Here is a 13614-nt window from a genome sequence, read left to right as displayed (position 1 = left end):
GAGTGCGTGGTTACGCGGGCAGGGTGGGGTTGAGGGTGAAATTGAAAACGCCGGAGTCGAAGTGATTGTACGACTCGTAGTCGAGCAGTTCGTAGAGCTTCGAGCGGTGCTGCATCTCGGGCAGCATCGACTCGAGCGAGCCGTGTTCGACGATCGCGTCGAGGCCGCGGTCTGCGGCGCCCATCGCGAGGCGCAACAGCGAGACGGGGAAGATCACGAGGTTCATCCCGACATCGGCGAGCTGCTGCACGGTGAAGAGCTCCCCCTTGCCGAACTCGGTCATGTTCGCGAGCACGGGCACGTCGACGGCCGCACGGATCGCCGCGAATTCGGCGAGCGACGCCATCGCCTCGGGAAAGATCGCGTCTGCGCCCGCGTCGACGAGTGCCTTCGCCCTGTCGACGGCCGCGGCGAGACCGTCGACGGCACGGATGTCGGTGCGCGCCATCACGAGGAAGTTCGGGTCCCTGCGGGCATCGACGGCCGCGCGGATGCGCTTGCTGGCCGTCTCGAGGTCGACGACCTGCTTGCCGTCGAGGTGGCCGCAGCGTTTCGGGTTGACCTGGTCCTCGATGTGCATCCCGGCGAGGCCGGCGTCCTCGAGGGTCTGCACGGTGCGCGCGACGTTCATCGGCTCGCCGAATCCGGTGTCGGCGTCGACGATCGCGGGCAGGTCGGTCATCCTGGCGATCTGCTGGCTGCGCCCGGCGACCTCGGTGAGGGTGGTCAGGCCGATGTCGGGCAGGCCGAGGTCTGCGGAGAGCACGGCGCCGGAGATGTAGACGCCCTCGAACCCCTTCGCCTCGATCAGGCGGGCGGAAAGCGGGTTGAATGCCCCGGGGAACCGGAGCAGGCGTCCGCTGGCCAGGTCGCGGCGGAAACCCTCGCGCTTGGCGGCGGGGGTGCGTGTCGAATACAACATCAGAAGATTCCATTCGGGATGGGGACCGATGTGAGCAGGCCGTTGCGGGCCACGATGGTGAGCTGGTCGAGGTCGTCGGCGGCGAGGTCGGGCAGGCGTTCGGCGGCGTCGAGGAAGCGCAGGATCTCGCCCTCCTCGAGCACGCCCGCGGCGAGGGTGCGGAACTTGTCAATGTACTCCGCCCGGCCGAAGGGCTGCGCGCCGAGCGGATGCGCGTCGGCGACGGCGAGCTCGTCGACGATCCGCTTGCCATTGGCCAGCTCGATCTCTACCCGGCCGCCGAAGGCCTTCTCGGCGGGGTCGAGCGAGTGGTAGCGCCGGGTCCACTCGACGTCCTCCTCGGTCGTGACCTTGTTCCAGAGGGCGATGGTGTCCGCGCGGCTCGCGCGTTCCGGCCGGTAGGAGTCGACGTGGTGCCAGCTGCCGTCCTGCAGTGCAACGGTGAAGATGTACGGGATCGAGTGGTCGAGGGTCTCCCTTGTCGCACTCGGGTCGTACTTCTGCGGGTCGTTCGCACCGGAGCCGATCACGTTGTGGGTGTGATGGCTCGTGTGGATCACGATCCGGGTGATGTTGGCCGGGTCGGCGAGTTCCGGGTGCTCGCGGTAGAGCTTGCGGGCGAGGTCGATGAGGGCCTGGGCCTGGTACTCGGCGGAGTGTTCCTTCGTGTAACTGTCCAGGATGGCCCGCTTGGCCTCGCCCCGGCCCGGCAGGGCGACCTGGTAGGAAGCCTCCGGACCGTCGAGGAGCCACGCGATGACGCCGTCTTCGCCCTCGTAGATCGGGGTCGGACTCGTCTCGCCGCGCATGGCGCGGTCGACGGATTCGACGGCCATCTTGCCGGCGAATGCGGGCGCGTACGCCTTCCAGCTCGAGATCTCACCCTTGCGGGACTGCCGGGTGGCCGTTGTGGTGTGCAGGGCCTGGCCGATGGCCTGGAAGATCGTCTCGGTGTCGAGGCCGAGCAGGGTGCCGATCCCGGCGGCGGCCGACGGGCCGAGGTGGGCGACGTGGTCGATCTTGTGCGCGTGCAGGCTGATCGCCCGCACGAGGTCGATCTGGATCTCGTAGCCGGTCGCGATCCCGCGCACGAGGTCCCGCCCGCTCAGGCCGCGGGTGACGGCGAGGTGCTGGGCGACGGCGAGGACCGGCGGGATGTTGTCGCCGGGGTGGGAGTACTCGGCGGCGAGGAAGGTGTCGTGATAGTCCAGCTCGCGGACGGCGACGCCGTTGGCCCACGCCGCCCATTCCGGCGAGACCCGGCGGGAACGCTGTTCGCCGAACACGGTCGCGCCGACGCCGTTGAAGGAGCGCGGATGCGCGAGCGCCTGCGAGCGCGCGGCGACGACCGGTCGCCGGGTGAGCGAGGCCGCTGCGACGGCGGCATTGTCGATGACCCGGTTGATGATCATCTCGGTCACCTCGGCGGAGACCTCCACCGGGTCGGACGCGCACTCGGCGATCTTCCAGGCGAGCTGATCCGTGCGGGCCAGGTCTTCGTCGCTGCGGTGGACTCGAACATCGTGAAGCTGCACAGGGTTCCCTTCGGTGGTTCGGTTGGACGGTGGTTCGGGTGGGCGGTGGTTCGGGTGGGCGCTGGTTCGGGTGGGCGCTGGTGCTTCAGTCGGCCTGGGCGGCCGGGTTCGCCTCGAGCGCGGCGAGGACGTTGCTGAGGCTCTGGTGGAGGTGGACGTGGGTGGCGTGGGCGGCGAGCGAGGTATCACCGGCGACGATGGCCTCGATGATGAGCAGGTGCTCGGCCGCCGCCGCCCGCAGCCGGGCCGGGTTGTGCCTGGCGAGCCTGCGGATCCTGGCGAGGTGGGTGCGCACGTTGGCGAGCGCGGTGACGAGGAACGGGTTGCCGACTGCCGCGTCGAGCGCGTCGTCGAAGTCGTCGATGAGCTCGTAGTACCGGTGCAGTCCGGCCTCGCCCAGCAGCAGCAGTTCGGGTGCCGTGCGGAACTGGTCGCGCAGCTCGAGGAAGACGTGGGGGTCGCGCCGGGTCGCCGCGATCCTGGCCGCGTGCTCCTCGAGGGCGCGGCGGAGTTCGTACAGTTCGTGGATGCTGTCGACGGACATCTCCGTGACCATGAATCCGCGGCCGGCGCGGCCGGCGACGAGCCCGTCGGCGATCAGGCGGGCGATGGCGGCCCGGAGCGGGGTGCGCGAGACGCCGATGCGGTCGGACTGCTCGACCTCGAGGAGGCCGGCGCCCGGGGCGAGGACTCCGTCGAGGATCTCGTCGCGCAGCTGCCGGTACGCGCGTTCGCTCGCGCTGACGACGGCGACCGGCGGTGCGGCCGTGCGGGTACCCACCGGAGTGGTGTTCCCCGACGTTGGGGTTTCTGTATACACAGACGCCATGCTATTCCCTTTTTACCCGGCGTGTGCAAGACTTCCTGAATTCTATGTATACATAGGAGCTTCAATGGGGAGGTTCACAGTGACATACACAGCGACAGGCACGGTGGGGAGCTACCGCGACTCCTGGCTGCGCTCGACGGATGCCGCGACCCGCGCCGACTTCTGGCTCGAGGCATCCGCCTTCATCGACTGGACCGTGCCCCCGCGCACCGCGCTCGAGGAGCGCGAGCCCGGGACCTGGCGCTGGTTCCCGGACGGCGAGCTCAACACGAGCTACAACGCCCTCGACCGGCACGTGCTCGCCGGCCGCGGCGACCAGGCCGCGGTCATCTACGACTCCGCGATGAGCGGCACCCGGGTCAGCATCAGCTACAGCCGGCTGCTCGACCGCGTCTCCCGGTTCGCCGGGGTGCTGCGCGCCCAGGGCGTCGGCGTCGGCGACCGGGTGATCGTCTACCTGCCGATGATCCCGGAGGCGATCGTGGCCATGCTCGCGTGCGCCAGGATCGGCGCCGTGCACTCCGTGGTCTTCGGCGGCTTCGCGGCGAGCGAACTCGCCGTGCGGATCGACGACGCCCGGCCCACCGTGATCGTGACCGCATCGGGCGGGCTCGAGCCCGGCCGCGTCGTCGAATACCTGCCGCTCGTGAAGAAGGCGCTTGACCGGTCGCAGGGTTCGGTCCGCACCGTCATCGTGCGGGACCGCGAGTCGATCCCCGGGAGCGCGGCGGACTACGCCGTCACGGGCACGGACACGGACACGGGCACGGACGCCGTCACCTGGCTCGACTGGGCGACCGAAGAGGATGCCGCGACCCCTGCCGAACCCGTGAGCCTCCGCTCTGAGGACCCGCTGTACATCCTCTACACCTCGGGAACGACCGGGAATCCGAAGGGCATCGTGCGCGACAACGGCGGACACGCCGTCGCGCTCGCCTGGTCGATGCGCAACATCTACGCCGCGGGGCCCGGAGACGTCTTCTGGGCGGCCTCGGACGTCGGCTGGGTCGTCGGGCACTCCTACATCGTCTATGCGCCGCTCCTCGTCGGGGCGACGACCGTCATCTATGAGGGCAAGCCGATCGGCACCCCCGACGCCGGCGCCTTCTGGCGGGTCGTCGAGGACTACAAGGTCACCGTGCTCTTCACCGCCCCGACCGCGATCCGGGCCATACGCCGGGTCGACCCCGAGCTCGCCGAGCTGCAGAAGTACGACGTCTCGAGCCTGACCGGCCTCTTCCTCGCCGGGGAACGACTCGACCCCGAGACGTACCACTGGGCGAACGACGGGCTGCACTGCCCGGTGATCGACCACTGGTGGCAGACCGAGACAGGCTGGGCGATCTGCGCGAACCCGCGCGGCATCGAGGAAGTTCCGACCAAGCCGGGATCGGCGACGTTCCCGGTCGCGGGCTACGCCATCGAGATCCTCGACTCGAAGGGCCGGCCCGTGACGAAGGTCGGCAAGGAGGGCAACATCGCCATCCGCCTGCCGCTTCCGCCCGGAACCCTGCTCGGTGTCTGGGGCAGCGCGGAGCGGTATGCGAGCGCCTATCTCTCCGCCTTCCCCGGCTACTATGCGACGGGCGACTCCGGCCATTTCGACGCCGACGGCTACCTCTACGTCATGGGCCGCACCGACGACGTGATCAACGTGGCCGGGCACCGGCTGTCGACCGGATCCCTCGAGGAGGTACTCACCCTGCATCCGTCGGTCGCGGAGTGCGCCGTGCTCGGAGTGCACGACCCGCTCAAGGGCCAGCGCGCCGCGGGCTTCGTGACGCTCAAGGCCGGGGCGACGATCGACCACGACACCCTCGCCAAGGAACTCGTCGGACTCGTGCGCGAGCACGTCGGCCCGGTCGCCGCCTTCCGTGACGTGACGATCCTCGACCGGCTGCCGAAGACCCGCTCTGGCAAGATCCTGCGCAAGACGATCCGCCAGATCGTCGACGGCGAGCCGTACACGGTTCCCCCGACGATCGAGGACCCTGCCGTGCTCGACGCGCTCAAACTCGCCGTGCACGGCACCGCCCACACCAGCTGAATCCTCTCCCCCAGACCGCACCACCCAGCATCATCCTCACCGGAGCAAAGGAGCCCCCATGACGGAATCACTGAGAGATGCACGACCGGGAGCGACGCCGTCGTCGATCGACTACGTCGCTTTCGCCCAATCGCCCCGCTTCCTCGAGCTGAAGAGGAGGAGGAACCGGTTCGTGATCCCGCTCGCCGTGTTCTTCCTGGTCTGGTACTTCGGGTTCGTGCTCGTCGCCGCCTACCTGCCCGCCGTGATGGCCATCCCGGTCGTCGGATCGGTCAACCTCGGCCTCGTGCTCGGCCTCGGCCAGTTCGTCACGACCTTCGCGATCACCATGTGGTACGTGTCCTTCTCGAACAAGACCCTCGACCCGATGGGCGCAGCGCTCCGCGCAGAGCTCGAAAAGATGGAGCAGAAATGAGCGCCGGCGCCATGATCGTCCAGACCGCCGTGAAGGCCACGGAGACCAACCCCGTCCTGAACATCTCGATCTTCCTCGCCTTCGTGGCCGTCACCCTGATCGTCGTGATCCGGGCGGGCCGCAACAACCGTTCCGCCGCGGACTACTACACCGGCGGCCGGTCCTTCACCGGACCGCAGAACGGCTTCGCGATCGCGGGAGACTACCTCTCGGCGGCGTCCTTCCTCGGCATCGTCGGAGCGATCGCGATCAGCGGGTACGACGGCTTCCTGTACTCGATCGGGTTCCTCGTCGCGTGGCTCGTCGCCCTGCTGCTCGTCGCAGAGCTGATGCGCAACACCGGCAAGTACACGATGGCCGACGTGCTCTCGTTCCGGCTCAAGCAGGGCCCGGTCAGGGTCGCGGCAGCCACGACGACCCTCGCCGTGTGCTTCTTCTACCTCCTCGCCCAGATGGCCGGCGCCGGCGGACTCGTGTCGCTGCTGCTCGGCATCAACGACAAGCTCGGCCAGTCGGTCGTCGTCGTCGTTGTCGGCGGCCTGATGATCCTCTACGTGCTCATCGGCGGGATGAAGGGCACCACCTGGGTCCAGATCATCAAGGCGTTCCTCCTGATCATCGGAGCCCTCGGGATGACGATCTGGGTGCTCGCGATCAACGGCTTCAACTTCTCCGGACTGCTCGACTCTGCCGTCGCGGCCTCGATCAGCAAGCCCGCTGAGGCCATCCTCGTGCCGGGGCTCAAGTACGGGCACAATCCGCTCGACTTCATCTCCCTCGCGATCGCGCTCGTCCTCGGCACCGCGGGCCTGCCGCACGTGCTGATGCGCTTCTACACGGTCCCGAGCGCCAAGGAGGCCCGTCGTTCCGTGGTCTGGGCGATCTGGCTCATCGGCGCGTTCTACCTCTTCACCCTCGTGCTCGGCTTCGGCGCAGCGGCGCTCGTCGGCGCGGACGTCATCGCGGCGGCTCCCGGCGGGGTCAACTCCGCGGCGCCGCTCCTCTCGCTCGCGCTCGGAGGACCGCTCCTGCTCGGCTTCATCTCGGCGATCGCCTTCGCGACGATCCTTGCGGTCGTCGCCGGCATCACGATCACCGCGGCGACCTCGTTCGCGCACGACATCTACATGAGCGTGATCAAGAAGGGCAAGGGCGACCCGGACAGCGAAGTGAAGGTCGCCCGCCGCACCGTCATCGTGATCGGCATCCTCGCGATCGCGGGCGGCATCGGCGTGCAGGGCCAGAACATCGCGTTCCTCGTGGCGCTCGCCTTCGCCGTCGCGGCGAGCGCGAACCTCCCGACGATCCTCTACTCACTGTTCTGGCGCGGCTTCACCACCCGCGGAGCGGTCTGGAGCATGTACGGCGGCCTCGCCGCTGCGATGATCCTGATCATCTTCTCCCCGGTGTTCTCCGGCACGCCGACGTCGATGTTCGGCGCTGGGGTCAACTTCGCGTGGTTCCCGCTCAGCAACCCCGGCATCGTCTCGATCCCGATCGGCTTCTTCCTCGGCTGGCTCGGCTCCGTCACGAGCACCCGCAAGGAGGACCCTCTCCTCGCCGCCGAGATGTCAGTCCGCTCCCTCACCGGCCACGGCGCCGAGAAGGCCGTCGAGCACTAGCCCGCAGTTTCCTTTCCGGTCGAGAGTTCCCGCTCCACGGGTGACTCTCGACCGGAAGAGTGCGGTTCACGGGCCGGGTCTGGCCGGGCCAGCGGATGCCGCGGGTCAGTCCTTCGGGACGAGGGGGCCGCGCGCGACGCGCGTCGGGGCCGCCTGGGCGACGGGCTTGACCGTGATCAGGTCGAGGTTGACGTGGGCGGGCAGTTCGACGCTCAGCACGATCGTCTCGGCGATGTCCTCCGCGGTGAGCGGGTGCTCCACGCCGGCGTATGCGGCAGCGGCCTTTTCCGTGTCGCCGCCGAAGCGGACGAGGCCGAATTCCTCGGTCTTGACCATGCCGGGCGCGATCTCGATCACCCGGATCGGCTCGCCGTTGAGCTCGAGCCGCAGCACCTCCACGAGGGCGTGGGCCGCGAACTTGGCGGCGTTGTATCCGCCACCGCCGAGGTACGCGACGTGCCCGGCGATGGAGGTGACCGTGACGATATCGGCGCTGCCAGCGGCATCCGTGCGGAGTGTCTCTCGCAGCAGCGGGAGCACGGCACTCGTGACCCGCTTGACCGCAAGCACATTGATCTCGAACATCCAGGCCCAGTCTTTGACAGGGGCGGTCTCGACGCTGTCGAGGCCGCGGGCGCCGCCGGCGTTGTTCACGAGGGCGTGCACGGGGCCGGATGCCGCGAGATAGTCGCGGAGGGCGTCGACGTCCGCCTGCACCGTCAGGTCGGCCGTGAAGACATCGGCGCCGGTTTCCGCTGCGAGGGCCGCGAGCCGGTCGGCACGCCGGGCCACGCCGACGACGTCCCAGCCGTGGGCCCGGAACAGTCGCACCGTGGCCGCCCCGATTCCCGAACTCGCACCGGTCACTACAACTCGCTTGTTTGCCATGGTCCCATTCTGGCGGCACGAGCGGCGGTCGGGGCACACCCGGGGCACACCCGGTAGATGACGCCGTGCTTCCCTGTCGTTCGCCCGGCCATCGCTCGCCTGCGCGCTCAGTCCGGCGATCGGCGCAGCTGCGGTGATACGTAGTCGCTAGGCCTGTCGATCACCGCGAGCGTGCACCGCGAAACGCAGACGAGACGGTCGCGGCCGTCGCTGATCCTCACCTCCCAGACCTGGACTCGTGCACCGAGGTGGATCGGGCGGGCGACTCCCGTCACCCATCCGCTATCGACGTGAGCGTCTCCGCACAGGCGACGGACGCGCCGCCGTGGAGCACCAGCCGTCGCACGGTATCCGGATGCGCCGCCGCCCACGCCACAGCGACCAGCGCACCCATCGACGTGCCGATGAGGTCGAACGGCTCCGGACCGAGCTTCGCGACGACCGCGGCGAGCTGCTCCAGCTCGAAGTCCATCGACGGCGGCCGGCTCGTCGGAGCCGACAGGCCGCATCCGGCGCGGTCGTACCGGATGAGCCGGCGGTCCGCCGCCAGACTCTCGTAGAACGCCCGCTCCTCGGGCAGCTGCCAGCTGAGCTCGAGGTGACTGAGCCACCCCGCTGTGTACACGAGCGGCGGACCGCGGCACACCCGTAGATGACGCCGTGTTTCGGCGACATTGCCGACCCCGCGAGCGCGTGCCTAAACTCGCACCCAAGAGCGATGGACGGTCCACGCTCGTCACGGATTACAGGGAGTTCTTCATGAGCGAAAACGCGGCCGCCTGGCAGTTCGAAACCAAGCAGGTGCACTCTGGCGCGCACCCCGACCCGGTCACCAACGCACGCGCCACCCCGATCTACCAGACCACGTCCTACGTGTTCAACAGCGCGCAGCACGCCCAGAACCTCTTCGCCCTCGCCGAGTTCGGCAACATCTACACCCGCATCATGAACCCGACCCAGGCCGTCGTCGAAGAGCGCATCGCCGCGCTCGAAGGCGGCACCGCGGCGCTGCTGCTCGCCTCCGGCCAGGCCGCATCGACCTTCGCCGTGCTCAACATCGCCCAGGCCGGCGACCACATCGTCTCCTCGAGCTCGATCTACGGCGGAACCTACAACCTCTTCAAGTACACCCTCGCCAAGCTCGGCATCGAGACGACCTTCGTCGAGGACCAGGACGATGCAGCAGAGTGGGCCCGCGCCGTGCGCCCGAACACCAAGCTGTTCTTCGCCGAGACCATCGGCAACCCCAAGATCAACGTGCTCGACATCTCGCTCGTCGCCGACGTCGCCCACCAGAACGGCGTCCCGCTCATCGTCGACAGCACCATCGCGACCCCGTACCTGATCCGCCCCTTCGAACACGGCGCCGACATCGTCGTCCACTCCGCCACCAAGTTCCTCGGCGGCCACGGCACGATCATCGGCGGCGTCATCGTCGACGGCGGCACCTTCGAGTGGTCGAAGAACGTCGAGAAGTTCCCCGGCCTCACCGAGCCGGACCCGTCCTACCACGGCGTCAGCTACACGGGCGCGGTCGGCGACGGCATCGCGTACATCATCAAGGCACGCGTTCAGTTGCTCAGGGACCTCGGCAGCGCGATCGCCCCCGCGAGCGCCTGGCAGCTGATCCAGGGCATCGAGACCCTGAGCCTGCGCATCGAGCGCCACGTGCAGAACGCCCAGGACATCGCGGAATGGCTCGAGAGCCACCCCGACATCGCCTCGGTCAACTACGCCGGCCTGCCGTCGAGCCCCTGGTATGCGACCGCCAACAAATACGCGCCCAAGGGCGTCGGCGCGGTCGTCTCCTTCGAGCTCAAGGGCGGGGTGGATGCCGGCCGCGCGCTCGTCGACAACCTCGAGCTCTTCAGCCACCTGGCCAACATCGGCGACGTCCGCTCGCTCGTGATCCACCCGGCCTCGACCACCCACGCCCAGCTCACGCCGGAGCAGCAGCTCACGAGCGGCGTGACCCCCGGGCTCGTGCGCCTGTCCGTCGGCATCGAGAACATCGCCGACCTCAAGGCCGACCTCGAGCACGGGCTCGCCGCCGCCCGCGCCGTAGTCGAGGCCTCGCGCGCGAACGCCTGACCCGCACCGCAGCACCCCTGACCGATTCGACGGAGATTCTGCCGGAATTGTACGTTGCAGGCCGTTTTCGGGCCGCGCGAGGCACAATCTCCGTCGAATTGGTTCAGAGAACGATCCGGATGACGGGTCCGTGAATATCCTGTCGGTATGACTGACCTGCGACCGATCGGATACTGGCTCAAGCTCGTCGACCAACTGATCAACGAGCAATTCGCGACGACCCTCGAGGAACACGGGGTGACGAGGCGGCAGTGGCAGCTGCTCGGGATGCTGTCCCGCGGACCGGCCTCGGTCGAGCAGCTCACGAGCGGGGTCGCCCCGTTCCTCGACACCGAGGGTGAGACCGTCGTCGAACACCTCGCCGAACTCGTCGAGAGCGGCTGGGTCACGGTGTCGGAGTCCGGGTACGCGATCACCGACCGCGGCAGGCTCGCCTACCAGCGCCTCGCCGAGGTCGTATCGGTGAACCGGGATGCCGCGACCCAGGACGTCAGCCCTGCCGACTACGCCACGACCCTGGCCACCCTCGAGCGGGTGGCCCGCAACCTCGGCTGGACCGGCGAGCCGGAGTGATCCCTAGGCCGCCGTGGTACCGGTCGCGGGGATCGAGCTCGCGAGCACGGTGTCGAGGACGGCGGATGCCTCTTCGCTCGTCGAGCTCTGGGCGAGTGCGAGTTCGGAGACGAGCACCTGGCGGGCCTTGACGAGCATGTTCTTCTCGCCGGCGGACACGCCGCGCTCCTGGTCACGACGCCACAGGTCGCGGACGACCTCGCCGACGCGGTAGACGCTGCCGCTCGCCATCTTCTCCTGGTTGGCCTTGTACCGGCGCGACCAGTTCCCCGGCTCCTCGACGAAGGATTCGCGGAGAACGTCGAACACGGCCTGGACGCCGGCGCTGTCGATGACGTCGCGCACGCCGACGAGCTCGGCGTTCTCGATCGGCAGCTTGATCGTCAGGTCGTTCGCGTGCACGGTGAGGGTCATGAACTTCTTCTCGATCCCCTTCACGGCGCGGGTCGTGATTTCAGTGATGGTGACCGCGCCGTGGTGCGGGTAGACCAGGGTTTCTCCCACGGTGAAATTCATATGCTGCCTCTGTTCGTTGGTGATGCGGGGTTCTCGCGACCATCGTCGGTCGGTTGTGTGGTGGTGTGTGGGGTGCCGGGTTCGCGGCGTCAGGCCGCGTCGACCAGCCATTCGGGGAGGAATTCGACGAGCTGGTCGACGATCTCGTCGTCCGTGACGTCCAGCTGGCCGCGCATCCAGGCGCTGATCAGGGTGAGCGCTCCCCCGGCCACGTAGGTGGCGAAGGACTCGGGGTGCACGACCCTGGGCGTGCCGGAGAGCACGACGAGCGATTCGACGAGGCGGCGCGAGTACGCTTCGATCTCGTCGTCGTATGCCGTGCGGGTGATCGGCAGGTCGAGCACACTCGAGTACAGCGGGTAGTGCTCCACGATGTGGGAGATGAGCCGCTGGTAGCCGACCCGTGCGGCCTGGGCCCCGGTGAGGTCGTCGCTCAGCAGGTCGAACCCGGACACGCCGATCTCGGCGAACTGCTCGCGGAGGAACCCGGTCGCGAGATCGTCGAGGCTGCTGAAGTGCGCGTAGAACGAACTGCGGCTGATCGAGGCCGTGCGCACGATGTCGCTGACCGAGACGGATGCGACGCGCTGGGTCATGAGCGTGCGGACCGCTGTGAAAATGGCCTGCCTGGTGCGTTCCGCCCGGGGGTCCGAGGCACGCACGGCGCTGATTGTACCGCGCACCACGCTTTCTCGGACATACTCGGTGCGGGTCATCAGGACAGTCTAGCACTTCTCGGACACCTGTCCGAGAAGTGGGCAAGGGGGCCGGATGAGCGCCGCAACAACCGCACGTCTCCAACCGCACGTCTCCAACCGCACGAAACAAGCCGCGCGTAACAAAGGGACGTTGGCGCGTCAGACCGGGCAGAATGAGGGCATATGGAATGGCAGACCTCGGCGGACACGGTCCCGTCCAGCTTCATCACCGAGGCTCAGGCGCGCTCGCTGTTCGGCAAGCCCCCGGCGACGGGCGCGTGGCGCGACGGCGACCCCGTCGGCAACCGCAGGTTCCAGGACGTGGGCGCACTCGACCTCGAGGCCGGCGGGCGACTGGGCGCCGTCCGGATCGCCTACGAGACCTGGGGCGAACTCTCCCCCGCGCGGGACAACGCGGTGCTCGTGCTGCACGCCCTCACCGGGGACAGCCACCTGCTCGGCGCGGCAGGGCCCGGCCACGCGACCGCCGGCTGGTGGGGCGGCATCGTCGGCCCCGGCCTGGCCATCGACACCGACCGCTATTTTGTCGTCGCACCGAACATGCTCGGCGGTTGCCAGGGCAGCACGGGCCCGTCGTCCCTCGCCCCTGACGGCTCGGAGTGGGGCATCCGCTTCCCCTACCTGACCATCCGCGACCAGGTCGCCGCCCAGGTCGCATTCGCCGACCGGATCGGGATCGACGCCTGGGCCCTCGTGGTCGGCGGGTCGATGGGGGGAATGCACGCCCTCGAATGGGCGATCGACCGGCCGGACCGGGTGGAGAGGCTCGCGATCCTCGCGGCGCCGCCCGCGACGACGGCCGATCAGATCGCCCTGAATTCGGTGCAGATCGAAGCCATCCGCAGCGACCCGCTGTTCCGGTCCGGCGATTACTACGACGCCGTCGACGGCGACGGTCCGACCCGCGGGCTCGCCCTGGCCCGGCGGATGGCCCTGCTGAACTACCGCAGCCCGTCCGAGCTCAACGAGCGTTTCGAGCGCGGCTGGCAGAGCCGGATCTCCCCGCTCGGCTCCGGCGGCCGGTTCGCCGTCGAGTCCTACCTCGACTTCCACGGCAACAAGTTCACCCGACGTTTCGACGCGAACAGCTACATCGTCCTCGTCGAGGCGATGAACTCCCACGATGTGACCCGCGGCCGGGGTTCCCTCGCCGAGGCCCTCTCCTCGATCGAAGCAACCACCCTCGTCGTCGGAATCGACAGCGACCGGCTGTTCCCCGTCGAGGGCCAGCGCCGGATCGCGGCACACCTCCGCAACGGCCTCGACGGCACCGAACCCGTCGTGCTCTCCTCGAGCTATGGCCACGACGGCTTTCTGATCGAGGATGCCGCCGTCGGCGAGCAACTCGGCCGCCTGCTCCGCTGACCTTCACGACGGCTGGACGTCGGCCGGTTCCGCCGGCTATCACACCGACTTTTCCGCTACCGCCCTGCGATTGACAGGGCAGGCATTCCGGA

At 68.6% G+C, this 13614-nt stretch carries 13 protein-coding genes; 6 read left to right on the top strand and 7 right to left on the bottom strand.

Annotated elements, in window-relative coordinates:
* Window positions 1-10: 10 nt before the first annotated feature.
* From prpB to E3O50_RS15345, 3 genes are all read right to left on the bottom strand, one after another.
* On the bottom strand, window positions 11-922 hold the full coding sequence (gene prpB / locus E3O50_RS15355; protein WP_134560634.1) for a methylisocitrate lyase: 912 nt from the start codon (window positions 920-922) through the stop codon (window positions 11-13).
* A complete protein-coding gene (locus E3O50_RS15350; protein ID WP_134449794.1) occupies window positions 922-2457 on the bottom strand; it encodes an MmgE/PrpD family protein in 1536 nt (511 codons plus the stop codon). The genes prpB and E3O50_RS15350 overlap by 1 nt, the downstream gene beginning before the upstream one ends.
* An 85-nt stretch (window positions 2458-2542) precedes the next feature.
* Window positions 2543-3277, bottom strand: a complete 735-nt coding sequence (locus E3O50_RS15345; RefSeq protein ID WP_322189561.1) for a GntR family transcriptional regulator — start codon at window positions 3275-3277, stop codon at window positions 2543-2545.
* Between the two features lie 112 nt (window positions 3278-3389).
* Between E3O50_RS15345 and E3O50_RS15340 the strand changes: the two genes are divergently transcribed.
* The 3 genes from E3O50_RS15340 to E3O50_RS15330 are packed head-to-tail and all read left to right on the top strand — an operon-like array spanning window position 3390 to window position 7370.
* Window positions 3390-5333: an AMP-binding protein gene (locus E3O50_RS15340; RefSeq protein WP_277870864.1), complete on the top strand. Its 1944-nt coding sequence runs from the start codon at window positions 3390-3392 to the stop codon at window positions 5331-5333.
* Between the two features lie 58 nt (window positions 5334-5391).
* On the top strand, window positions 5392-5748 hold the full coding sequence (locus E3O50_RS15335) for a DUF485 domain-containing protein (protein ID WP_134560628.1): 357 nt from the start codon (window positions 5392-5394) through the stop codon (window positions 5746-5748).
* Complete coding sequence (locus tag E3O50_RS15330) at window positions 5745-7370, top strand: cation acetate symporter (RefSeq protein ID WP_241975499.1); 1626 nt, start codon at window positions 5745-5747, stop codon at window positions 7368-7370. Before E3O50_RS15335 ends, E3O50_RS15330 begins: the two co-directional genes overlap by 4 nt.
* A gap of 105 nt (window positions 7371-7475) precedes the next feature.
* On the opposite strand, the gene E3O50_RS15325 is transcribed toward E3O50_RS15330, so the two are convergent.
* Window positions 7476-8258, bottom strand: coding sequence for an SDR family oxidoreductase (locus E3O50_RS15325; RefSeq protein ID WP_134560626.1), 783 nt, complete (start codon window positions 8256-8258; stop codon window positions 7476-7478).
* 271 nt (window positions 8259-8529) lie between these two features.
* Window positions 8530-8883: an alpha/beta hydrolase gene (locus E3O50_RS15320; RefSeq protein WP_241975498.1), complete on the bottom strand. Its 354-nt coding sequence runs from the start codon at window positions 8881-8883 to the stop codon at window positions 8530-8532.
* Window positions 8884-9017: 134 nt separating this feature from the next.
* Between E3O50_RS15320 and E3O50_RS15315 the strand changes: the two genes are divergently transcribed.
* Window positions 9018-10349, top strand: coding sequence for a bifunctional o-acetylhomoserine/o-acetylserine sulfhydrylase (locus E3O50_RS15315; RefSeq protein ID WP_134560622.1), 1332 nt, complete (start codon window positions 9018-9020; stop codon window positions 10347-10349).
* 147 nt (window positions 10350-10496) lie between these two features.
* Window positions 10497-10922, top strand: coding sequence for a MarR family transcriptional regulator (locus E3O50_RS15310; protein WP_134449787.1), 426 nt, complete (start codon window positions 10497-10499; stop codon window positions 10920-10922).
* Window positions 10923-10925: 3 nt separating this feature from the next.
* Here E3O50_RS15310 and E3O50_RS15305 read toward each other — a convergent pair whose 3' ends face one another.
* Window positions 10926-11438, bottom strand: a complete 513-nt coding sequence (locus E3O50_RS15305) for a CarD family transcriptional regulator (RefSeq protein ID WP_134449786.1) — start codon at window positions 11436-11438, stop codon at window positions 10926-10928.
* 89 nt (window positions 11439-11527) lie between these two features.
* The gene (locus E3O50_RS15300; RefSeq protein ID WP_134560620.1) at window positions 11528-12154 is read right to left on the bottom strand and encodes a TetR/AcrR family transcriptional regulator; all 627 of its coding nucleotides are present in this window, start codon (window positions 12152-12154) and stop codon (window positions 11528-11530) included.
* Between the two features lie 165 nt (window positions 12155-12319).
* Between E3O50_RS15300 and E3O50_RS15295 the strand changes: the two genes are divergently transcribed.
* On the top strand, window positions 12320-13522 hold the full coding sequence (locus tag E3O50_RS15295) for a homoserine O-acetyltransferase (RefSeq protein WP_134560618.1): 1203 nt from the start codon (window positions 12320-12322) through the stop codon (window positions 13520-13522).
* Window positions 13523-13614: the final 92 nt, after the last annotated feature.

The sequence above is a fragment of the Cryobacterium sp. MDB1-18-1 genome, from assembly GCF_004402735.1.
Lineage (GTDB): Bacteria > Actinomycetota > Actinomycetes > Actinomycetales > Microbacteriaceae > Cryobacterium > Cryobacterium glucosi.
The sequence above is the reverse complement of the archived record's forward strand: the minus strand, read 5'-3'. Positions and strand labels throughout refer to the sequence as shown.

Bases quoted from the DNA above. Each gene is read 5' to 3' on its own strand.
- prpB (WP_134560634.1), bottom strand. From the start codon at position 922: ATGTTGTATTCGACACGCACCCCCGCCGCCAAGCGCGAGGGTTTCCGC.
- E3O50_RS15335 (WP_134560628.1), top strand. From the start codon at position 5,392: ATGACGGAATCACTGAGAGATGCACGACCGGGAGCGACGCCGTCGTCG.
- E3O50_RS15330 (WP_241975499.1), top strand. From the start codon at position 5,745: ATGAGCGCCGGCGCCATGATCGTCCAGACCGCCGTGAAGGCCACGGAG.
- E3O50_RS15325 (WP_134560626.1), bottom strand. From the start codon at position 8,258: ATGGCAAACAAGCGAGTTGTAGTGACCGGTGCGAGTTCGGGAATCGGG.
- E3O50_RS15315 (WP_134560622.1), top strand. From the start codon at position 9,018: ATGAGCGAAAACGCGGCCGCCTGGCAGTTCGAAACCAAGCAGGTGCAC.
- E3O50_RS15310 (WP_134449787.1), top strand. From the start codon at position 10,497: ATGACTGACCTGCGACCGATCGGATACTGGCTCAAGCTCGTCGACCAA.
- E3O50_RS15305 (WP_134449786.1), bottom strand. From the start codon at position 11,438: ATGAATTTCACCGTGGGAGAAACCCTGGTCTACCCGCACCACGGCGCG.
- E3O50_RS15300 (WP_134560620.1), bottom strand. From the start codon at position 12,154: ATGACCCGCACCGAGTATGTCCGAGAAAGCGTGGTGCGCGGTACAATC.
- E3O50_RS15295 (WP_134560618.1), top strand. From the start codon at position 12,320: ATGGAATGGCAGACCTCGGCGGACACGGTCCCGTCCAGCTTCATCACC.